The sequence below is a fragment of the Leucobacter allii genome (assembly GCF_022919155.1).
Classification (GTDB): domain Bacteria; phylum Actinomycetota; class Actinomycetes; order Actinomycetales; family Microbacteriaceae; genus Leucobacter; species Leucobacter allii.
This window is the reverse complement of sequence record NZ_CP095045.1, coordinates 975108-994183: the sequence shown is the minus strand read 5'-3', so window position 1 is coordinate 994183 and position 19076 is coordinate 975108. Positions and strand designations below refer to the sequence as shown.

Here is a 19076-nt window from a genome sequence, read left to right as displayed (position 1 = left end):
GCGGGAAGACGGACCGTCCACCAACAGCAGGAAGGAGATGAGAGAGATGGCAGAAGGATTCGCAGCGATCCCGACCTGGATGATCCGCGACCCAAAGGTCAGCGCGACCGCGATCATGGTGTTCGGCTCTCTGGCGTCGCGAGGTGGCCTCGAAGCCGTCATTCCGTCGCGGGCCACGATCGCGCTTGAAGCTCGATGCTCAGTTCGCTCGGTGTCATATGCCCTGACGGAGCTCGAGAATCTCGGAGTCGTCGAACGCCTCGAGCGGATCAGCGACGGCGGCGCTCGCCTTTCGAGCGAGTACGTCCTTTCGAACCGCCCCCGTGCACACGCTGCACAGGGGGTGGGCACTGAGTGCAGGGCCCCCGTGCAGGAAGCGACATCTGTACCTCTTATAGAGGTAGATAGTTCTGAGGTAGATACATGCGCATCTGCGCATGCGCAAAGTGCGCACTCCTTCGAGGACTGGTGGAAGGCCTACCCGCTCAAGAAGGACAAGGGTCGCGCTCGAACGGCCTATCGGACCGCGCTCAAGAAGACCTCCCACGAGGTACTGGTCGCTGCCGCGATCGCATACCGCGACGACCCGAACAGGGTGCAGGCGTTCACGAAGTACCCGGCGTCGTGGCTGAACGCTGAGGCGTGGGACAACGGCCCGCTCCCCCAGCGTGCTGCACCCGGCGGGACAGCAGTGGAGCGCATGGAGGCCCGCCTCCGAGGCCTCGGTGCGGAGGGGGTGCAGCGTGAGCTCGGCGCCTGACCCACTGACCCATGCGCAGCGTGCCGCGTTCGCGACCACCGAGGGCGACCGGGTGCGGGCCCTGCAGCCCGTGTCGCCTCTCGGGCCGACCGATGAGCGGCCCCTGATCCAGGACGCACGCGACTGCTACCGGCTCCTCGCCTGGGCGGCCGCGCTCGACGGCCGCGACCGGGGCGAGTACGAGGCCGCCGCATGGTGGGAAGCCCTCGCCCCGTTCGGATTCGCGTTCGAGGACGCGCGGATCGCGATCACCCGCCACTACACGCGCTCCCGCTACCCCGTGATGCCCGCCGACATCATCCAGATCATCGAGGACGGAGACCTGCCGTGATCGAGTACGACCCCCTCACCGAGGGGTACATGCTCTGCGCCGTGTTCGCCGAACCGTCCCGCGTCTGGGAGGTGCGGCAGATCATCCGCGAGACGGACTTCGCGGTCCCCCGCAACGCGGCCATGTTCTCGATCATGTGCGACGTCGCCGACCGTGGGGATACCGTCTCCCCGATCACCGTCAACGATCGGAAGATCGCGGCGGGACGGACGCACGAGTTCACCGACGCCTACACGCATGAGGTGAACGGGCTCGAGGCGCGCGGCTACCAGGCGATGCAGTATGCGGAGATCGTGCGCCGGCACGGTGAGCGCCGCAAGCTGCACGAGGCCGCCACGGGAATCCAGGCACTCGCAGCTGCGGGGGATGCTGAGGGCGACATCGTGGAGAAGGCTGCGGGCCTCATCGCGGACCTGCGGGACGGGACGCTGCGGCAGTCGCGTCCGATCGGGGCCGCGTTCTCGGGCCTCGTGGAGGAGATGAGCACGACGGCGCCGTTCACGCCGACGCCGTGGCCGTCGCTGAACGCGATGATCGGCGGCATCCGCCCCGGCAGCCTCTACACGGTCGCCGCGCGCTCCGGTGGCGGCAAGTCGATCTTCGGCCTGCAGCTCGCCCTGCACATCGCGGAGCTCGGGAAGCGGGTCGGGTACGTGTCGCTCGAGATGACCGAGAAGGACCTCCTGAAACGGCTGATCTCGATGATGCAGGGCATCCACCAGTCGGCGCTGCAGAACCACCAGCTCACGGAGCAGGGGTGGGCGTCGGTGCGGGATGCGGAAGCCGCCGTGCAGTCGCTCCCGCTCGAGGTGTTCGACCGTCCCGGCGCCCGATGGGAGGACGTCATCGGCTTCGCACGCGCCCTGCACCGCAAGGGCGACCTCGGCCTGCTGGTGATCGACTACCTCGGCCTCGTGAAGTCGCCGCCGGGGTCTGTGTCTCGGCAGCAGGATCTCGAGGACTGGGCGAACGGGGGGAAGCAGCTCGCCAAGGAGCTCGGCTGCTCGGTTCTGATCCTCGAGCAGCTCAACCGCAACATGACGAACCGGCCGAACCCGCGCCCGATCGTCTCGGACCTGCGCGGCTCGGCGGGCCTTGAGCACGCGTCGGATGCCGTGGTGCTGATGCACCGCGGCGAGAAGAAGATCGGCGGCCGCGTCGTGAAGACCAGCGATGTCGACTTCATCGTCGCGAAGAACCGCCAGGGCGAGGCGGCGACGCGAACACTCCGCTTCGAGGGGCAGTTCGCGCGCATCGTCCAGAAGGAACACGAAACCACCGCTCTCATCGAGCAGGAAGAGGTATAGATCATGGCCGGAGAACCGTTGATCACCGTTGTTGGGAATCTCGTCGCAGACCCCGAGGCGCGCGTCAGTCAGGCGGGCAAGCCGTGGGTGACGTTCCGCATCGCGTCCACCCCGCGCGTCCGCGATCGCCAGTCGGGCGACTGGGCCGACGGCGAGCCGCTGTGGCTCGGCTGCCGCGCATACGGGGAGAGCGCCGACAACATCGCCGCGACCCTCACGAAGGGCATGCGCGTCCTCGTGCAGGGCCGTCTCACGCAGCGCAGCTACACCGACAACCAGGGGCAGCAGCGCACCTCCCTCGACCTCGAGGTGGACGAGATCGGACCCTCGCTCCGCTTCGCCACCGCCGCAGTGACCCGGGCCGGCAGCGGTCCGGCCGGTGGCGGGTATGCGAAGACCGGGCCCGGCAGCCAGCCCACCTACGGGCAGACCGAGGGCGGAGGGTACGGCGCCGCTCAGGGGCAGGCTGCGTGGGGCAGCCCGGCCGCGCAGCAGCAGTCCGGGGAGCCGTCCGGTGGCGGCTTCGACGACGAGCAGCCGTTCTGACGAAATCCGCGATCTGAGCGCACGAAACGCCGCTGGCACTCAAGACCCCGAGTCATGGGCAGAAAGCCCGCCAAATCCCAGCGGCATCACGATTCAGGGCATGTTCTGCCCGCACCACCAGGACGGAGGGCCATCGTGGCCATCAGAGACACCATCATCATCGATATCGCGACCGTCGAGGTCAGCGACGAACTGCGAGTCGAGCTCCGGCAGCAGAAGAAGCTCACCGAGTACACCGCGCAGCAGGCACGCGACCTCGCCGGCGAGCTCCTGATCGCCGCGGACGAGGCAGATGCCGCGATCGACGCCGACATGGCCGCCCGCGGCATGCGTCTGACGCACGGCGTCATAGTGACCGACGAAGGCGAGGTCGTGCTGTGAAAGGCGTGACGTGCCTCGCAGCACCGGTGTCCTGGCGGGCGTCGTACTGCGGGAGCACCAGGAACCCGATCGCGCCGCTCAGTGGCGATACGTGCCCGAACTGCCTGGCTGCGTTCCGTGCTGACGAGCTCGCCAGCAAGATCCGAGAGGAACACACACGATGAGTACCTACGCAGCGAAGACGGACGTGACGAGCGACCGGTCCCGAGGCGAGATCGAGAAGACCCTCAGCCGTTACGGCGCGACGCACTTCGCCTACATGACTGAGCCCGGTGCCGCGCGGATCGCGTTCCAGGCCGCGGGTCGGCAGGTGCGCTTCACGATCCCGCTCCCGGACCCTGAGGCGCGCGAGTTCACCCACCACTCGAGGGGCGTGCGCACGGCGTCGGCGAGGGAGGCGGCCTACGAGCAGGCGACTCGCCAGCGGTGGCGCGCGCTCGCGCTGGTGGTCAAGGCGAAGCTCGAAGCGATCGAGTCGGGCATCGCGACGTTCGAGCAGGAGTTCTTCGCCCATACGGTGCTGCCGAGCGGCAGCACCGTCTTCGAGGAGACCGGCTCGCAGGTCGACGCCATGATCGCGACCGGCATGCCGGGCCGCCTGATGCTGGATGGAGGCCGCTCGTGACCGAGATGCGGATCCTCACGGTCCGGCAGCCGTGGGCATGGGCCATCATCCACGGCGGCAAAGACGTGGAGAACCGGGTGCGGAACATCGCGGGTGACTACCGCGGCCTGGTCGCGATCCACGCAGGCATGGCCAACTTCGAGAAAGGCAACGCCGCGGCGCGTCTCCACAAGCAGCTGCACGGCACCGATACACCGACGGAGATCGTCTTCGGGGCGATCCTCGGCGTCGTCGACCTCGTCGACGTGCACACTGCCAGCGAATGCGCAGAGATGACGTTCCAGGGGTATGCGTTCTGCTCGAGCTGGGCAGAGGCGGACGCGCACCATCTGGTGCTCGAGAACCCCCGCCCGCTTGCCTCACTGGTCCCGTTCAAGGGTGCGCTCGGTCTCCGCCGACTCGATGAAACCACTACCGCGCGGGTTCTCGCGCTGATCGGAGATTCCCGATGACGAACCAGCAGGCCCCCGTTCAGGGTGGCGCGACCGAGGAACAGATCCAAGCCGTCGTCAGTGGTAGCACTTCGGACGGGCATCACACGTTCGACGAGCTCTACGACTACCGCATGCTGTACAACGCCCACTCCGCGAACGGGTGGCTCGAAGCGGGCATCGACGTCGTGAAGTCATGGCGGCACAGCGACGGAGAGCTGTGCTTCGGCGGCGGATGGTTCATCGTCACCGCGACGCTCCCGACCGGGCAGGTTTCGAACCACTACCGCGCGGCGAACTGGGATCTCTTCAACGTCCCGGAGGTGGATTTGCCGCCGAAATACGACGGTCACTCGCCGGCGGATGCTGCCGATCGCCTCCGTCGAGCCCTCTCAGTGTCTGCGTCCGCCGATCCATCGGACGAGCACCATGATGCCGAGGAGCGTCAGGCCGAGTGCAAGTGCTCGGCGTACTCAGAGGATCGCGGTGGCGGGTACTTCGAACTGATGCTCGAACCGGAGCCGGACTGCCCCGAGCACGGTGCTGGCATCGCTGCCGAGTCCGAGGATCATGCGGCAACGGTAACAGGCGAGCGGGACGGCCTTGCGAAGGCGCTGTGTGCAATCGAGATGCGCTCTAAGGCGGCAACGCTGGAAGAAGTGGTCGCTGGCATCGAGCGATGGACTCGTCACCGCCACGAAGCGGATCGCCTGATCGAGGAGCTGTACGACTACGGCCTTTGCCTAGTCCCGACTCTTGGGCGTGACATCGCCGGGGAGACCGAAGCCGAGGTCGTGAAGTGCGGACCGGAGCCCGAGGAGTGGGACAGAGAGGGCGCCGCATACCTGCGCGGCCTCCGCCGTGCCGCTGAGATTGTGAGGGGTGGACGATGACTGATATCGCGACGGTCGTGTTCAATGGCCGCTCGTTCGGCCCTTTCCGTGAAGGTGAGCTCGGATACGAGCTGGTCATGGAGATTCGGCGACTACAGGCCGCGCTCGCTCGCGCTGCTGCACCCGAGCCCGTCGCCCAGGAGGCGTTCGATCCGTTCCTTTCGCCCGCTGAGGTCCAGGCCCTGCCTGTCGGAAGCGTCGTGATGACGGAGACGGACCCCGCAGTGTTCGGTGCTTACGAGCAGCGCGTGTGGCAGCGCTTCGGTGGCGAGCCTGATTGGCAGTTCAGGAGCCCTCGGCACGAGTGGCAGTCGACCGATGGCGGGTTCCAGCGCGTCGAGGACCGCGACTGGCCTCCGGTCTTCTCGAACAATCGGCGGGTGCGGCTGCTCTACACTCCCGGGCCGCTGCCGGTAGGGGGTGAGAGCGATGGCGAGTGAGTGCGCAAACCAGCTCGGAGGGAGTTGTTGCGTTCGCCCATCGGGTCACGCCGGAGCCTGTCGAGCGGATTCGGGTCATTGGTGGGCTCAGTACGACTCAGGACGGCCCGACATGGAGCCGTTCGCCCCACTTCCAGACGATCCATACGCTGACCAAGACATGAGAGAGGTTTGGAAATGACGACCACACCTGAAACCCCGGAGCAGATCGTGGCGGAGGCATTCACCGCGGCACGGGAGCCCGAGTACAAGATCCCGGAGCCACAGGACCATGAGGACGCCGTGATCGCTGTCGCAGCACTCCAAGCTCACGGTCTGCTCGCGGGTGCCCCCACCGAGGAGCAGTTGCTCGATATCTTCGAGACCCACTACCTCGTGCCCCGGGATGACCCGGAGTTCGATCTGCGGGCGCTGCTGAACGGGCTCGTGGCGGTCGCTTCTGCTGCTGGTGTCGCCACGCGCCCTGCCCCCACAGAGGAGCGGCCCTACTCGGAGGACATCGACCACGAGTACGGGGCGTGGGAAACCAACGACATCGAGGAGCATGCGCACGACATGCTCGCCGTCGTGCAGCATCGCCGCGCTGCTGCTGGTGTCGCCCCGCAGGAGCCGGAGTGGGAGCACGGCGTGATCGGTGGCCATGATCTCCTCTCACGGCTCATGGACACGCTCGCCTACTACCACTGCCGGTCGGTGAACCCGAAAGCAGACAGCCCCTACCAGGGCTATCACGCCATGTCGGAGGATCAGCGTGAGTTCCTGCGGGAACGGCAGCGTGAGGCGGCCGAGGAGGTTCTGCGCATGTGGCGTGCCGAGGCCTCGCCCGCCCCGTCCCCCGACCGCGAGGAGCTGATAGCAAAGGCCCGTGTGGAAGCAGAGCGGTACAAGCGCGGGCTGCGAGCGATGTGTAACGGCGCGGAGTTCGACCCCGCGGACCTGAAACGGCGGGCATTCGTGCAAGGCGTCGAGTGGGCGGCTACGTCTCTCGCTGCCCCGGTAGAGGTGGACGAAGCGAAACTCGCCGAGGTGATCAACGCCGCGCTCGCCGAGTGGGAAGGCGAGGAACCGAGCGAGGTGTTCGTCGCCTGGTTCATCAAGCACCGACTGGCCGAGTGGCTGCGAGGTGGTCGGCAGCCTCCGTGCAACAAGATGAACTTCCCCTGTGCTCGTGTGGTGCCTGAGCGTAAGGAGAAGCAAGGATGAAGCTGAAGATCACCTCAGATGAGATCTCTCTCGCGGTAGAGATCAATGCTCTCGCGCGCGGCTGCAGCAGGCTCCGAAGTCGGCTCAACCGAAATGGTACTGATCCCATACTTCAAGTACTCGATCGCTGCGCCAGACCCGAGCGTGAGGAGACGAGCAAGGTCCTCCCTTGCCGCGTAGTCGCCATTCTGCAGATGGGCAATAATCGTATTCCCATCGCGAATGTAGTCGAGGTCTGCTTGCCATCGGTATACAGCGTCAGCGTCTCGCGTGCCGGACGGGTACACGGGGCTGTAACCCGATCCAGGGCCCTCGAATACATAGCCGTCGGGAACCTGATCAGCGTCCCCTCCCTGAGTGAGGTGTTGCGGTCCGCCAAGCGCAATCCATGTTGTCATGCTCCCCACCGTAGCGTCACACGGGTCCACTCGAAAGCAGGTCGAGAATGAGCACGGTCGAACGCACTTGGGGTGAGTGGTTTCGCTGGCACCTCGACCCGGTCCCGTTCCAGCTGGCCCACATGCGCGAGCTCGCCGAGTCCACGATCGCAGCACAGGACACCAGCGCCGTGGTCGTGTCCGGGAGCAGCGAGAAAGCACGACTCCCCTACCGCGTCGACCCCGCCGACGACGCCGACCTGCTCTACGCCACCCTGATCATATTCGGCCGTGAGATCGCGGAGAAGGTCGGCGGCGCCTCACCGCGCGCGCTCCGTGAGCGCATGTGGACGGGACGGGACGAACCCCAAGGCCTCCCCCTCGGCACCCCCTCGGATGCGTTCACCCTCGCTTCCGAGATCATCCTGTGGCTGCGCAGCATCTCCCGCGAGATCGAACACCGCACCGCCGCCGGCGAACTCGGAGACTCCCCCACCGACCTCGTCCGGGTCATCAGGGAGATGCGCGGCCGCTACCCCAGGGCAGAAGCGAAGTTCAAGGCGTACCGGCCGAGACCCTGCCCGGCGACCGGCTGCGGCGAGTACACCCTGTACCCGATCTGGGGCCCCGACGGCCTCCACGCGATCCGCTGCGACACCTGCGGCGCACGATGGGACACCGAACACAGATGATCACCGACCGCCCGTTCTACACCTACCGGCAGGCATCCGCCCGCGTCGGCAGGCACGTCGACACCATACGGAAGTGGCGGCGCCGCGGCCTCCGCATGACGTGGGACGAGCACGGGCGCCGCATCGTCGAACACGAAGCACTCCTCACATGGTGGCGAGAGTCCCGTGAGCGGGACCTCAGAAACCGCGGAATCAAGTCCGACACGCCGATAAGCGCAGAGGACTTGCTGTAGCAAAGGGGGCCACCCCTACTGTGAGTGTTGAGCAAGTGGGCCGGAACACGACAACACGTCGAGTCCCGGCCCTTGCTCATTCCTTCCGAACCGCGGCACGCGCGGGCCAGGAGCTCCACAGCTCGCGCGTGCCCGGCCCCCCAACGCCGCCTCACAACACCGAGGAGGCACACGTGACGGAGCGGCGCGGATCAATCCACCCGAAACGTGCACAGGTGAAGAAGCTCCACGCTGCGGGGCTCTCTGCGAACGCGATCGCGAAGAAGCTCGGGGTCTCGCAGTCGACCGTCTCCCGGTGGGCGAAGCAGGACGGCCTCCGCTTCGACCGCACTCGCACGGCTGAGGCAGTCGCCGCGCACACGATCGATCTCGCGGCGGCTCGTACGCGGCTCGCGGAGAAGATGGCTGCGCGTGCTGAGCAGCTGCTCGACAGTCTCGACGGCGAGTACCTCGTGTACAGCTTCGGTGGCCGCGACAACACGTACTCGGAGCATCTGCTCAAGAAGCCGCCTGTTGAGGTCGTGCGCAACGCGGTGACGACGGCTGGCATCACGTTCGACAAGCTCACCCGGATCGTGGAGAAGGATCCGGACGTGTCGGGTGCACAGTCGGTGGTGCAGTCGCTCGAGGCGGGCATCCTCGCCGCAGCGGAGGCGCTCAGGCAGCCGGAGACCTCGGCCGACTCCGAGTAGCTCGAGGGGAGGCCGTGTTGGACGCTATGGCCGGCCTCACCTCGATCATGTCTCGTGCGCAGCTTCTCAGCGTGGCGGACTGCACGAAGGCGAAGATCGCGCTCTGGTCGGGCGCGGTGCGCTCGGGCAAGACGTTCATCTCGCTGTTCGCGTTCCTGTTCGCGGTGCTCCGCGCCCCGAAGACGGGTGTGATCATCATCGTGGGGCGCACTCTCGACACGATCAATGGCAATCTCTTCTCGCTGCTGACGAACCCGGAGATCTTCGGGGCGCTCACGAAGTACATCAAGTACACGCCCGGCGCGAAGACCGCGACGATCCTGGGCCGCACCGTCCACCTCTATGGCGCCAACGACGCCTCGAGCGAGACGAAGATCCGCGGCTTGACAGTGTCGCTCGCGTACGTCGACGAGGCAACGATCATCCCCGAAGCGTTCTGGGACATGCTCGTCACCCGCCTCTCCGTCGACGGCGCCCGCCTCCTCGCGACCACGAACCCCGGCAGCAAGAACCACTGGCTCAGAAAGTCGTGGATCCTCAAGGCGCGCGAGAAGAACCTCATCCACTTCGCGTTCACGATGGACGACAACCCGTCCCTCTCCGACCAGTTCAAGGCGGAGATGAAAGCCTCCTACGCGGGCGTCTTCTACCTCCGCTTCATCGAGGGCCAGTGGACCAACGCCGCCGGCGCCGTCTACTCGATGTGGGACGAAGACCGTCACCTCATCCCGCACACTGAACTCCCGCCGATCCGACGCACCCTCGCCGTGGGCATGGACTATGGCACCACGAACACCACCGCGGCGCTCATGCTCGGGCTCACCGACGAAGCGCAGCCGCGCCTCATCCTCATCGACGAGTGGCATTACTCCAGCGCCGAGCACCACGGCGAGACTCTTCCGGACGTCGAGCTCTCGAAGCGGTTCCGTGCCTGGCTTGCCGGCAAGCACGCCCCCGACGGCGTCTACATCCCCGCACCCGAGTACGTGTTCCTCGACCCCTCAGCGGCGTCGATGCGGGCGCAGCTGCACTCGGACCAACTCACCCCGTGGGCGGCCGACAACAGCGTCCTCGAGGGCATCGCGAACATCTCAAACCTGCTCGCACAAGGCAAGCTCATCGTCTCGGACCGGTGCGAGACGTTCCTCGCCGAAGTCACCGAGTACGAGTGGGACGAGAAGGCATCCGAGGACGGCGAGGATGCCGTGGTGAAGCGCGACGATCACGCCCTCGACGCTGCACGGTATGCGATCCGGTCGACGATCGGGCAATGGCAGAACGAGGTCTACTCGCTCGCCGCCTAATCGGGCTATCGTCTATCCCGCGCAGGCGCGGACATGCCCGCAATGTAGGTAATGACCCCGAGAACCAACGTACCAAGACCGAACCATTTACCAGGCCCGTCTTCCTTCAGACTTGTGAACAGCATTAACGCGCCGGCTGCATACGCAGCACATGCGGCTATCAGGGCATAGACACGTTCCTTACCTATCGGGTAGGCCTGGTCCCTGACTCTCGCGGCTAGAACATCGATTGCCTTCTCGACAGCCAGCGCCGCTTCAGAACCTGCGCGCAGCTCTTTTCTGAGTGCGACAAGACGTTCGAGCTTCCGCATGGGGCGATCGTCCTTCCGCAGCCCCCACACAGTCGAAATGAACACGAGCACGGCGCCGGCAACCGTCGCCACGGCACCCCATTCAATTTCCATAGTCGTTCACATTACCGGGAGGTACCTACTCATGCCGATGCCTGCCGCGAACTCTCCCTGGCCGCCGAAGGCCTGGCAGCCGGCGTACGCCCAGTACGAGGAGAACGACGCCTGGCTCACCGGCGACACGACCACCTTGCAGAAGCTCTACCGAGGCGAGCAGGCCACGCACACCCGGCGCGGGCAGCCGCTCAGGGGCGGGCTCGTGGGCGCCGCGTCTCGCTTCATGTGGGGTCGCCCCGTCCCGGCGGGTGAGCACCGGACGCGCGTGCATCTGCCGCTCGCTGCGGACCTCGCGACGCTCGCCTCCGACCTGCAGTACTCGGATCCGCCCGTCACGGACTTCGCTGACGGTCAGGAGCAGGTCACCGAGCTCGCGCAGGCCCGCCTCGACGACATCCTCAACGGCGACGCACACCACGCGATGCTCAACTCGATGGGAGAGATCAAGTCCGCGCTCGGCGCCACGGTCATCATCCCCCGCTGGGACGTCGAGCTCGAGGACCATGTCTGGCTCGACTACGCCGCCGCAGACACCGTCGTCCCAGTCTTCCGGCATGGCCGCCTCGTCGAGGTCACGCTGTGGTCGGAGTACTCGGACGGCACGCACGTGTACTGGCGGCATCTCGAGCACCACGCCACGGGCTACATCGAGCACGCGCTCTACCGGGGCACGAAGACGAACCTCGGCACCCGAGTCCCGCTGCAGGAGCGTCCCGAGACGGAGCCCTACGCTGCCCTCATCGACGGGGAGTCGCGCATCCCCACGCAGATCGATCGGCTCACTGCCGGCTACCTGCCGAACGCTCCCGCGCTGGCCTGGCGAAAGCAGGCAGCCCTCAAGGATGCCGGCAGATCCGACTTCAACCAGCTTCCCCCGCTGTTCGACAACGCGGACGAAACATGGTCGTCCTGGATGCGGGACCTCAAGCTCGGCGCCGGCCGTCTCATCGTCCCCGAGGCGTACCTACGATCGAACGGGCCCGGCGCCGGGGCGTCGTTCGACCTGTTCCAGGAGATGTTCGTCGGCCTGCAGGTGCCCGGCAGTGTTGGCGACGGCATGGACCTCACCCCGAACCAGTTCCAGATCCGCGTGCAGGAGCACTCCGACACCCTCGACAAGGTGATGCTGCAGATCCTCCACAAGGCTGGCTTCTCTCCGTCCGCGTGGGGGCTCGGCGACAGGAGCGGATCGCAGGCGACTGCGACGGAGATCCAGCAGCGCGAGCATCGCACCGAAACGTCCCGGTCGAAGAAGAACCTCTACGACCGGATGGTGCTCTCCCGCATGGGGTCTGTCGCGCTTGAGCTCGACGGGATCCTCTTCCCGGGCAAGGGCGGCGGCCGGTACGACCTGAACGTCGTCTTCCCGGACATCTCCCGTACCGATCCGAAGGTTGAGGCGGAGACGATCGGGCTGCTCAAGGTGGCCGAGGCGATCAGCACGGAGACCGCGGTGCGGCGTGCGAACCCCGACTGGGAGGACGATGCGATCGCCGAGGAGGTCGCACGCATCCAGAAGGTCAAGGATGCACAGCGGCCCCCGGATCCGTTCGGCATCGACCGCGTCGACGACGAACCCGAGGAGTAGCGCACATCTGCCACGTGCTGGCCCTCTCTCACCTTGCAACCCTGAGACGAGAGGACCAACACCATGGTCGAGCAGTGGCCCGGCGACTCCCCCGCCGCGTGGATCGACGACATCGGACACGCGATCGCGGAACGCTACCGCCGCATTGAGGACGCGCTGCGTGCGACGCTCGAGCGGCTCGCCGACCAGCACCTCGACACCCCGGCCGACACGATCGCCCGCTACCCTGCGATTCAGGAACTGCGGGAACAGGCCGAGCGCTTGGTACTGCAGGTCGACCCGGAAAAGCTCGCGAAGTGGGCGACCGAGGAGGCGGCGTCGGGGGCGTCGGCGGAGATCTCCCGCGCCCTCCTCGACTTCCCCGCCTACGCAGCGCGCGGCGTCTCGAAGGTGACGTCGCTCACCGCCGGCGGCGCCTACGCTGTGGCCGCGGTCGAGCTCGACCTGCGCGACAGCCTGCGCGCCCTGAACGCCCGGATTCTGCGCGCACCTGTCGACGCCTACCAGGCGATGACGTCCAAGCACGTCGGATCCCTGCTCACGGGGATGACGACGTCGCGGGCGCTCCACCGTCGCATCCTCGACGAGTACATCGCCGAGGGCATCACGGGCTTCACCGACAAGGGCGGCCGCCGGTGGACAATCGGCGCCTACTCCGAGATGGCAACACGGAGCGCCGCTGCGCGCGCCTGGCGAGACCAGTCCGTCGCATCCATGACCGCGGCCGGCATCACGACGTTCACGCCCGTGATCGGCTCATCGGCCTGCTCAAAGTGCGGTGCCTGGCAGGGAAAGATCGTCACTGATGGCGGCCCCATCGGCGACATCGTCGTGCCGCATGCGATCACCGGGGAGCCGACGACGATCCACGTCGATGCGACGCTCGACCAGATGCGCGCGAGCGGGTGGGGACACCCCAACTGCCGCTGCACGCTCGTGCCTGGCCTCCCGGGCGGTCCGGATCCGACGCAGTACTCGACGCACGACCCGCAGAAGAAGGCCGACCGGGAGAAGCTGCGCGCGCTCGAGCGGGACGTGCGGCAGGCGAAGCGCGACGGCGATCCCATGGAGATCGGCGAAGCGCAGGCCGCTCTGCGCGAGCACGTCGAGGAGACCGGGATCATCCGCCGCGAGTACCGCGAGCAGCTCCCGTTCGCGGACGGTGGCGATCGGAACCCTCGTGGTCGCACCGCGCCGACGACGACTTCGGTGCGCCGGCCAGGATCGTTGTTCATCCCCGAGGGCCTGGACGTTGGTGCGCACGAGCTGAGCACTGCGGCACGCATGCAGGAGCTCGGGTACAACGTGTCGTTCCGGCCTCTCGCCCACGGTCACAATGTGAAGAACCCGGACGTCGTCATGGACGGCGTCATCTGGGAGTTCAAGGCACCACTCGGCGGCGGCAAGAACACCGTCGACCATCAAATGGCTCGGGCGAGGAAGCAGAGCAACAGGCTCGTCCTCGATCTGCGCCGGTCAACTCTCGATGACGCGCACTCGATTGAGCAGGTTCGCCGGCGGCTCTCGTCGGAGCGGAAGCTCACGCACGTCATCGTGATCGGCCACGACGGTTCGGTCACGTTCCTTGAGCGGTGACATAAGGAAAGCCAGCTGGGCTGTGCGACCTGGGCACTGCCTGCTGGCTTTCAATCACAGGATACCAGCCTCGCCTTAATTGAGCGAGGTTCCCATGCCCGACCTCGGGCCCGACGTTGCCTGAGGAGGCACGACCATGTCCAACACCACCCCGTTTCAGCGCCACGGCGACCCCGTCGCCATCGGCTGGTCGATCGGCCGGCCCCCGCACGCCCTGCGCGGCATCCGCTTCGCTGACGGTGACGGATCCGCCCCTCCCGCCGCTGGCGGTGCCGAGAACGCGAATGCCGGTGCTGCAGGAGCGGCGAACCCGCCCGCCCCGAACCCGGGCCAGGTGGCCGCGTTCTACGCCGCCCAGAACGGCGGCCAGGCTCCCCGGCTGCACCGGCACCGCAGGCACCCCCGGTCGTGCAGGGCTTCACGCCAGAGCAGGTGCAGAAGCTCATGAGCGATGCCGACGCAGCTGGGAAGGCTGCTGCTGACGCGCAGGCTGCGCTCGCGGCGATGCAGGCCGAGCGGGACGAGGCGCGCGCGCAGATCGCGGAGCACGCCCGAACGTCGGCGATCACGGCGGCCGCCGGCGAGAAGGCGAATGCCGCCCTGCTGCTCGATAGCGCGAAGTTCCAGGCCGCGGTGAAGGACGTCGACCTCACCGATCAGGCCGCGCTCGGCGCCGCGGTCGAGTCGTTCGTGAAGGACAACCCGGCCTACGCCGCCGGCCCCGCGGCGCCCGCGCTCCCCAACACTTCCGGCGGCACCCCCGCCGGCGGAACGACCACCAAGCCCACCACGCTCGCCGGCGCCCTCGCGGCCGCCATGAGCGACTAACCACGAAAGGAGCACGCCCTCATGGCTGTTTCGCTCGCAGAGTCCAAGAACAACGCCACCACCGACGTCGACGTCACCGTCATCGACGAGTTCCGCAAGACCGGCGCCGTGCCGGACTCGCTGATCTTCGACGACGTCGTCAACCCCGCCGGTGGGGGCGACACCCTCGCCCACTCCTACCGTCGCCTCAAGACCCAGGCGACCGCCGCCACTCGTGCGGTGAACACCGAGTACACCGACCAGAACGTCGAGACCGAGCTGTTCACGACCGAGCTCGCCGTTTTCGGTGGCTCGTTCTCCGTGGACCGCGTCACCCGACGTATCGGCCCCGCCGCGTCGAGCAACGTCGCGCTCAACATGGAGCAGAAGATCAAGGCCGCGAACGCGAAGTTCGCTGACCTCGTGATCAACGGCGACCGAGCGGCCGATTCCAACGCGTTCGACGGGCTCGACAAGGCCCTCACCGGGTCGTCCACCGAGCTCGGCCTCACGACGGTCACGGACTGGACCGACTTCGACACCAACGCGCGTGCCGAGCACAAGGCGCTCGACCTGATCGACGAGTTCCTCGCGAGCCTCGACGGAGCCCCGACGCTGATCCTCGGCAACCGGTTCTCGCTCGCCCGCGTGCGTGCTGCCGCCCGCCGCGCCGGCATGTACACCCGCAACCCCGTCGAGGGGCTGCTCGGGCAGGACGGCCGCCCGATCGAACGCGAGCAGTACGGGAACATCGTGTTCGCCGATGCGGGCCAGAAGGCGGGCTCGACCGACGAGATCATCCCCGTCGGCACCCGTACCGTCGGCGCGGACTCCGTCACCGGTCTGACGGATCTCTACGCCTACCGCGTCGCCCTCGATGGCTTCTGCGGTGTCTCCACGATCGGCGGGCAGCTCGCGCAGGCCTACCTGCCGCCGAACGACACGACCTCGGGCGCCCTCAAGCGCTACGAGGTGGAGATGGGCCCGGTCGCGGTCGAGCTCCGCGCCACGAAGGCCGCCGCGGTCCTGCGGAACGTCAAGGTCCGCTGACCCACCCCGCGCGTGCGGGCCGTGCATGCTCTGTGCGGCCCGCACGCCCCCAATTACCCCTGAGGAGGGAACCATCATGGCACCCAAGGTGCAGACGCCCGTGAAGGGCTACACCGGCAAGGTCGCGGGCGTCACGTTCGCGGACGGCGTCGGCGAGACCGAAGACCCTGCCGCGCTCGCGTACTTCGAGCGCCACGGCTACGAGATCGGCGCTGGCGACGAGGGCAAGGAGCCGTCGCCGAAGGAGAAGCTGCAGGCCGAGGCCAAGGCGCTCGGGCTCGACGATGCCGGCAAGGTCGACGAGCTCAAGGCCCGCATCGCTGAGCACAAGGCCGCCGCCGAGAAGAACGACGGCGGCAAGGGCGACGAGGGCAAGGAGCCGGCCTGATGACCCGCTACCGGCACCCAGCCGGCGCGCCTGGTCGCGTCGTGCTCGGTGGCGTCGCGTTCATCGACGGCGTCTCGGCCGACATCGACCCAGGTCCGGCAACGCGGCAACTCTTCGAGGCCACGGGAGTCACCCCGATCCCAGCGGATCCCGCTGCGGAGGAGCCTGCCCCGGCTGACGACACCGAGAAGCCCGCGCGCAGTCGCCGGAAGTGAGGAGCTGAGATGAGCCGCACCTACGCGACCGAGGCCGAGCTGACGGCCTATCTGGACCCGGAGCCCGCGCCTGCGGGTGCGGCTCGTCTCCTCCGCGACGCATCGCTCGAGGTCGACGAGATGCTCTTCACCGCGATCTACTGCGTCGACCATGACGGCAACCCGACCGAGGCCCCCGTGATCGAGGCCCTGCGTGATGCGACGTGCGCGCAGGCCGAGTACCGCGCCGAATACGGGGATGAGCTCGAAGCCCTGAACCAGGGTGAGTCGATCAAGCTCGGACCGGTCAGCTTCGGTGGTGCGTTCTCGTCCGGGCCGAACCCGAAGCCGCTCCCGCGCTACGCACCGAAGGCGCTCCGCTACCTCCGGCTCGCAGGCCTCATCCCGGGGAGCATCACCGATGGGTAGGCGGCTGTCACGGCGCCGTCTCGAGGCTGCTCTGAGCGTGCTGCTCCCGCACCGCGGTCTCGTGGTGGTGGAGCCGTACCTCGGTGGTGCCGCGAACCGGCGCATCTTCGGACCGCCCGCGACGATTGAGCGGGCGCTGATCGTCGACTCCGACGAGCTCGTGCGCGACCAGTACGACGCCGAGGTGGTCGCATCAACGACCATCTACCTCGAACGGGCGGCGACCGGCGATCTCCCCGCACCCGAGACGCGGGTGACGGTTCGCGCTGGCACTGCCGACGAGCGCGTCGTGCATGTGATCCGGTGCGATCGCTACGAGCATCCCGACATCGCCGACCTGCTGGAGGTGAGGCTCCGATGATCAGCACGAACGGCGAATGGCACGGTGACATCGTCTCGGCCATGCTGCAGGGCAACGCCGCCGAAGCGCTTAACCACGGCGCCGAGCTGCTGCGCGGCTACTCGGTGCCGCTCGCTCCGAAAGATCAAGGTGACCTTCGAGGTTCGGCGCAGGTGACGCCGGCGACGCCCGGGAACCTCGAAGCGCACGTCTCCTACGACACACCGTATGCGGCCCGGCAGCACGAAGAGCTCGACTGGCGCCACGACGACGGGCAGGCGAAGTACCTCGAGCAGCCACTCGAAGACCACCGCGACGACCTCATGCAGGCGATCGCGGCGCGTCTCGGGAAGGGGCTGCCGTGACCTACACACCCCGCCGCTACACCGGCCGTCTCATGGTGGGCATCGCCGAGCGCATCGACGCTGCAGGCCTCGCTGTCTACGACCCCGACCACGACACCGTCCCGTACCCGGCCGATGTGCGCGGCATCTACTTCGACCACTCGCCGACGGGGCGCGGGGCCGAGACGCTCGCGACGTGCGTGATCACCCCGTACATGCCGCAGGCGGGGATCCTCAACATCGAGCGGACCCGCATCCAGATCCGCGCACGCCATCCCCAGATGGGCGCCCTCGAGGTGCGCGACTGGCTCGACGACATTCGCGCCGTCTTCCCAGACCTCACGAATCTGCAGATCGGCGGCATCTGGTTCGACCGCGTTCGGCAGCTCGGCTCCACCACATGGGGAGAGCCGAACACGACGGAGGCGCTCGAGACCACGCAGAACTTCGAGTTCCGCGGAAACCGCTTCCCCGGCGACTGACCCAGTCCCACCCGACCCAAGCCCCTGGCATCCGCTGGGGGCTTTTCTCATACCCGAAGGAGAATCATGCCTTTCACCCCTGCCCCGCCCACCCCGGGCATCAACGGCAACAGCTACGAGTGGCACCTCGACGTCGCGTCGATCCCCGTCACCGGCGAGCCCGCGTTCCTCAACTGCCCGGACATCACCGCGCTGCAGCCCAACCCGGCCCCGAAGACGACCGACGGCAGCACGTACGCGAACCGTGGTCAGGACGACACGAGCGTCATCGGTGAGACCTTCACCGTCGGCTACGACGCGAAGGTGGTGAAGAACAGCGAGGGGAAGGTCGCCCCCTACCTCGGTCTGCTCATCGCGGCCGCGCAGGCGAACCTCGAGGGCGGCGACCCGACGAAGAAGGTCCTGAAGGCGCGCGTCTACCACGAGTGGATCGAGGAGCTCTCGTGGGAGTTCACCGCCGAGGTGTCCTTCCAGCGGAAGAACACCGGCAACGCCGATACCGAGTTCCTGTCCTTCACGCTCACGTCGAAGGGCGATCGCAAGATCGTGCCGAACCCGGCCCTCGCCGACACCCCGTAACCAGACGGGGCATCAATCCCCTCGGGGGTGCGCCTGGTCGTGCCGCACCCCCGAGGTTCTCCCGTGCACGACCCACAGACTTTCAAGGAGCACGACCATGCCCACCACTGCCAGAGAGCACGGACGGTACCTCGTCATAGACTTCGGCGAAGCAGGTACCTTCGCGGTCCCCCACTGAACGGCAAGCAGGGTCGCGAGGCCCTCGACATCCTGATGGGAATTACCCTCGGCCTCACGAAGCAGCAGCACGGCCCCGAACGCGAAGCCACGGACACGGAGCGCCTCACCCGCCTCAGCGTCGGCTTCTCAGGAGTCACCGGCCGGATCCGTCGAACTCGCTTCAACAAGCTCCGTGCTGCCCAGCAGCAGGAACTCGCTCAAGCCGCGATTCTCTGGAATGTGCATGGAGGCTCACTCGACGCCGTGCACGACCTCCTCGACGAGGCGGGTGGTTACCCAAAAGCCCTCGGACGCGTGATGCGATCTTGCGGGCAGGGAGCCGCATACGAAGTGCTGATGACCTTGCTCAATGGGGCCGACCGGGCACTGAGCTCGGTGACGGCTTCTTCGGCGCCTACGACTATCCCGACTGGTACCGGGAGTACCTCCGACTGATCGGCTCTGGTGCAACCGAGGGTGGCGGGGTCGACGCACGCG

The 19076-nt window shown here is 67.2% G+C and carries 27 protein-coding genes; 26 read left to right on the top strand and 1 reads right to left on the bottom strand.

The window, feature by feature from the left end; all coding sequences use genetic code 11:
• Positions 1 to 46: 46 nt before the first annotated feature.
• The 14 genes from MUN78_RS04545 to MUN78_RS04480 all read left to right on the top strand — a co-directional run bounded on the left by MUN78_RS04545 (position 47) and on the right by MUN78_RS04480 (position 10215).
• Positions 47 to 760 carry a hypothetical protein gene (locus tag MUN78_RS04545; RefSeq protein ID WP_244729112.1) on the top strand — a complete coding sequence of 238 codons (714 nt, stop codon included), beginning with the start codon at positions 47 to 49 and terminating at the stop codon, positions 758 to 760.
• A complete protein-coding gene (locus MUN78_RS04540; protein WP_244729110.1) occupies positions 744 to 1091 on the top strand; it encodes a hypothetical protein in 348 nt (115 codons plus the stop codon). Before MUN78_RS04545 ends, MUN78_RS04540 begins: the two co-directional genes overlap by 17 nt.
• The gene (locus MUN78_RS04535) at positions 1088 to 2398 is read left to right on the top strand and encodes a replicative DNA helicase (RefSeq protein WP_244729108.1); all 1311 of its coding nucleotides are present in this window, start codon (positions 1088 to 1090) and stop codon (positions 2396 to 2398) included. The genes MUN78_RS04540 and MUN78_RS04535 overlap by 4 nt, the downstream gene beginning before the upstream one ends.
• Positions 2399 to 2401: 3 nt before the next feature.
• Positions 2402 to 2944 (top strand): single-stranded DNA-binding protein, encoded by a 543-nt coding sequence (ssb, locus tag MUN78_RS04530; RefSeq protein ID WP_244729107.1) that lies wholly within the window; start codon positions 2402 to 2404, stop codon positions 2942 to 2944.
• Positions 2945 to 3079: 135 nt separating this feature from the next.
• Positions 3080 to 3325 (top strand): hypothetical protein, encoded by a 246-nt coding sequence (locus MUN78_RS04525; RefSeq protein WP_244729105.1) that lies wholly within the window; start codon positions 3080 to 3082, stop codon positions 3323 to 3325.
• A 160-nt stretch (positions 3326 to 3485) separates the two neighbouring features.
• Complete coding sequence (locus tag MUN78_RS04520) at positions 3486 to 3950, top strand: hypothetical protein (RefSeq protein ID WP_244729103.1); 465 nt, start codon at positions 3486 to 3488, stop codon at positions 3948 to 3950.
• A 5-nt stretch (positions 3951 to 3955) separates the two neighbouring features.
• Positions 3956 to 4402: an ASCH domain-containing protein gene (locus tag MUN78_RS04515; protein ID WP_488153896.1), complete on the top strand. Its 447-nt coding sequence runs from the start codon at positions 3956 to 3958 to the stop codon at positions 4400 to 4402.
• The gene (locus MUN78_RS04510) at positions 4399 to 5274 is read left to right on the top strand and encodes a WDGH domain-containing protein (protein ID WP_244729099.1); all 876 of its coding nucleotides are present in this window, start codon (positions 4399 to 4401) and stop codon (positions 5272 to 5274) included. Before MUN78_RS04515 ends, MUN78_RS04510 begins: the two co-directional genes overlap by 4 nt.
• Positions 5271 to 5714 carry a hypothetical protein gene (locus MUN78_RS04505; RefSeq protein WP_244729097.1) on the top strand — a complete coding sequence of 148 codons (444 nt, stop codon included), beginning with the start codon at positions 5271 to 5273 and terminating at the stop codon, positions 5712 to 5714. Before MUN78_RS04510 ends, MUN78_RS04505 begins: the two co-directional genes overlap by 4 nt.
• 177 nt (positions 5715 to 5891) lie before the next feature.
• The gene (locus MUN78_RS04500; RefSeq protein WP_244729096.1) at positions 5892 to 6917 is read left to right on the top strand and encodes a hypothetical protein; all 1026 of its coding nucleotides are present in this window, start codon (positions 5892 to 5894) and stop codon (positions 6915 to 6917) included.
• 445 nt (positions 6918 to 7362) lie between these two features.
• Positions 7363 to 7986 carry a hypothetical protein gene (locus tag MUN78_RS04495; protein ID WP_244729094.1) on the top strand — a complete coding sequence of 208 codons (624 nt, stop codon included), beginning with the start codon at positions 7363 to 7365 and terminating at the stop codon, positions 7984 to 7986.
• Complete coding sequence (locus MUN78_RS04490) at positions 7983 to 8219, top strand: hypothetical protein (protein WP_244729092.1); 237 nt, start codon at positions 7983 to 7985, stop codon at positions 8217 to 8219. Before MUN78_RS04495 ends, MUN78_RS04490 begins: the two co-directional genes overlap by 4 nt.
• 215 nt (positions 8220 to 8434) lie before the next feature.
• Positions 8435 to 8911 (top strand): helix-turn-helix domain-containing protein, encoded by a 477-nt coding sequence (locus MUN78_RS04485; protein WP_244729090.1) that lies wholly within the window; start codon positions 8435 to 8437, stop codon positions 8909 to 8911.
• A 14-nt stretch (positions 8912 to 8925) separates the two neighbouring features.
• Positions 8926 to 10215, top strand: a complete 1290-nt coding sequence (locus MUN78_RS04480) for a PBSX family phage terminase large subunit (protein WP_244729088.1) — start codon at positions 8926 to 8928, stop codon at positions 10213 to 10215.
• Between the two features lie 5 nt (positions 10216 to 10220).
• On the opposite strand, the gene MUN78_RS04475 is transcribed toward MUN78_RS04480, so the two are convergent.
• Positions 10221 to 10619 carry a hypothetical protein gene (locus tag MUN78_RS04475; protein WP_244729086.1) on the bottom strand — a complete coding sequence of 133 codons (399 nt, stop codon included), beginning with the start codon at positions 10617 to 10619 and terminating at the stop codon, positions 10221 to 10223.
• A 31-nt stretch (positions 10620 to 10650) separates the two neighbouring features.
• On the opposite strand from MUN78_RS04475, the gene MUN78_RS04470 reads away from it, so the two are divergent.
• The 12 genes from MUN78_RS04470 (at position 10651) to MUN78_RS04415 (ending at position 19034) form a co-directional block, all read left to right on the top strand.
• Positions 10651 to 12210 carry a phage portal protein gene (locus MUN78_RS04470; RefSeq protein ID WP_244729085.1) on the top strand — a complete coding sequence of 520 codons (1560 nt, stop codon included), beginning with the start codon at positions 10651 to 10653 and terminating at the stop codon, positions 12208 to 12210.
• A 63-nt stretch (positions 12211 to 12273) separates the two neighbouring features.
• Positions 12274 to 13806: a phage minor capsid protein gene (locus tag MUN78_RS04465; RefSeq protein ID WP_244729083.1), complete on the top strand. Its 1533-nt coding sequence runs from the start codon at positions 12274 to 12276 to the stop codon at positions 13804 to 13806.
• A gap of 444 nt (positions 13807 to 14250) precedes the next feature.
• On the top strand, positions 14251 to 14634 hold the full coding sequence (locus MUN78_RS04460) for a hypothetical protein (protein WP_244729081.1): 384 nt from the start codon (positions 14251 to 14253) through the stop codon (positions 14632 to 14634).
• A 21-nt stretch (positions 14635 to 14655) separates the two neighbouring features.
• The gene (locus tag MUN78_RS04455; RefSeq protein WP_244729079.1) at positions 14656 to 15663 is read left to right on the top strand and encodes a major capsid protein; all 1008 of its coding nucleotides are present in this window, start codon (positions 14656 to 14658) and stop codon (positions 15661 to 15663) included.
• Between the two features lie 76 nt (positions 15664 to 15739).
• Positions 15740 to 16051 carry a hypothetical protein gene (locus tag MUN78_RS04450; RefSeq protein ID WP_244729078.1) on the top strand — a complete coding sequence of 104 codons (312 nt, stop codon included), beginning with the start codon at positions 15740 to 15742 and terminating at the stop codon, positions 16049 to 16051.
• Positions 16051 to 16266 (top strand): hypothetical protein, encoded by a 216-nt coding sequence (locus tag MUN78_RS04445; RefSeq protein ID WP_244729076.1) that lies wholly within the window; start codon positions 16051 to 16053, stop codon positions 16264 to 16266. The genes MUN78_RS04450 and MUN78_RS04445 overlap by 1 nt, the downstream gene beginning before the upstream one ends.
• Before the next feature lie 9 nt (positions 16267 to 16275).
• Positions 16276 to 16674 (top strand): head-tail connector protein, encoded by a 399-nt coding sequence (locus tag MUN78_RS04440; RefSeq protein WP_244729074.1) that lies wholly within the window; start codon positions 16276 to 16278, stop codon positions 16672 to 16674.
• A 37-nt stretch (positions 16675 to 16711) separates the two neighbouring features.
• Positions 16712 to 17035, top strand: coding sequence for a hypothetical protein (locus tag MUN78_RS04435; protein WP_244729072.1), 324 nt, complete (start codon positions 16712 to 16714; stop codon positions 17033 to 17035).
• Positions 17032 to 17379 carry a minor capsid protein gene (locus MUN78_RS04430; protein ID WP_244729071.1) on the top strand — a complete coding sequence of 116 codons (348 nt, stop codon included), beginning with the start codon at positions 17032 to 17034 and terminating at the stop codon, positions 17377 to 17379. The genes MUN78_RS04435 and MUN78_RS04430 overlap by 4 nt, the downstream gene beginning before the upstream one ends.
• Positions 17376 to 17840: a hypothetical protein gene (locus MUN78_RS04425; protein WP_244729069.1), complete on the top strand. Its 465-nt coding sequence runs from the start codon at positions 17376 to 17378 to the stop codon at positions 17838 to 17840. Before MUN78_RS04430 ends, MUN78_RS04425 begins: the two co-directional genes overlap by 4 nt.
• A gap of 66 nt (positions 17841 to 17906) precedes the next feature.
• Positions 17907 to 18419, top strand: coding sequence for a hypothetical protein (locus tag MUN78_RS04420; RefSeq protein WP_244729067.1), 513 nt, complete (start codon positions 17907 to 17909; stop codon positions 18417 to 18419).
• A 213-nt stretch (positions 18420 to 18632) separates the two neighbouring features.
• A complete protein-coding gene (locus tag MUN78_RS04415) occupies positions 18633 to 19034 on the top strand; it encodes a hypothetical protein (protein WP_244729065.1) in 402 nt (133 codons plus the stop codon).
• Positions 19035 to 19076: the final 42 nt, after the last annotated feature.

Bases quoted from the DNA above. Each gene is read 5' to 3' on its own strand.
- MUN78_RS04545 (WP_244729112.1), top strand. From the start codon at position 47: ATGGCAGAAGGATTCGCAGCGATCCCGACCTGGATGATCCGCGACCCA.
- ssb (WP_244729107.1), top strand. From the start codon at position 2,402: ATGGCCGGAGAACCGTTGATCACCGTTGTTGGGAATCTCGTCGCAGAC.
- MUN78_RS04520 (WP_244729103.1), top strand. From the start codon at position 3,486: ATGAGTACCTACGCAGCGAAGACGGACGTGACGAGCGACCGGTCCCGA.
- MUN78_RS04515 (WP_488153896.1), top strand. From the start codon at position 3,956: ATGCGGATCCTCACGGTCCGGCAGCCGTGGGCATGGGCCATCATCCAC.
- MUN78_RS04510 (WP_244729099.1), top strand. From the start codon at position 4,399: ATGACGAACCAGCAGGCCCCCGTTCAGGGTGGCGCGACCGAGGAACAG.
- MUN78_RS04505 (WP_244729097.1), top strand. From the start codon at position 5,271: ATGACTGATATCGCGACGGTCGTGTTCAATGGCCGCTCGTTCGGCCCT.
- MUN78_RS04500 (WP_244729096.1), top strand. From the start codon at position 5,892: ATGACGACCACACCTGAAACCCCGGAGCAGATCGTGGCGGAGGCATTC.
- MUN78_RS04495 (WP_244729094.1), top strand. From the start codon at position 7,363: ATGAGCACGGTCGAACGCACTTGGGGTGAGTGGTTTCGCTGGCACCTC.
- MUN78_RS04490 (WP_244729092.1), top strand. From the start codon at position 7,983: ATGATCACCGACCGCCCGTTCTACACCTACCGGCAGGCATCCGCCCGC.
- MUN78_RS04475 (WP_244729086.1), bottom strand. From the start codon at position 10,619: ATGGAAATTGAATGGGGTGCCGTGGCGACGGTTGCCGGCGCCGTGCTC.
- MUN78_RS04470 (WP_244729085.1), top strand. From the start codon at position 10,651: ATGCCGATGCCTGCCGCGAACTCTCCCTGGCCGCCGAAGGCCTGGCAG.
- MUN78_RS04465 (WP_244729083.1), top strand. From the start codon at position 12,274: ATGGTCGAGCAGTGGCCCGGCGACTCCCCCGCCGCGTGGATCGACGAC.
- MUN78_RS04460 (WP_244729081.1), top strand. From the start codon at position 14,251: ATGAGCGATGCCGACGCAGCTGGGAAGGCTGCTGCTGACGCGCAGGCT.
- MUN78_RS04455 (WP_244729079.1), top strand. From the start codon at position 14,656: ATGGCTGTTTCGCTCGCAGAGTCCAAGAACAACGCCACCACCGACGTC.
- MUN78_RS04450 (WP_244729078.1), top strand. From the start codon at position 15,740: ATGGCACCCAAGGTGCAGACGCCCGTGAAGGGCTACACCGGCAAGGTC.
- MUN78_RS04445 (WP_244729076.1), top strand. From the start codon at position 16,051: ATGACCCGCTACCGGCACCCAGCCGGCGCGCCTGGTCGCGTCGTGCTC.
- MUN78_RS04440 (WP_244729074.1), top strand. From the start codon at position 16,276: ATGAGCCGCACCTACGCGACCGAGGCCGAGCTGACGGCCTATCTGGAC.
- MUN78_RS04430 (WP_244729071.1), top strand. From the start codon at position 17,032: ATGATCAGCACGAACGGCGAATGGCACGGTGACATCGTCTCGGCCATG.
- MUN78_RS04420 (WP_244729067.1), top strand. From the start codon at position 17,907: ATGCCTTTCACCCCTGCCCCGCCCACCCCGGGCATCAACGGCAACAGC.
- MUN78_RS04415 (WP_244729065.1), top strand. From the start codon at position 18,633: ATGGGAATTACCCTCGGCCTCACGAAGCAGCAGCACGGCCCCGAACGC.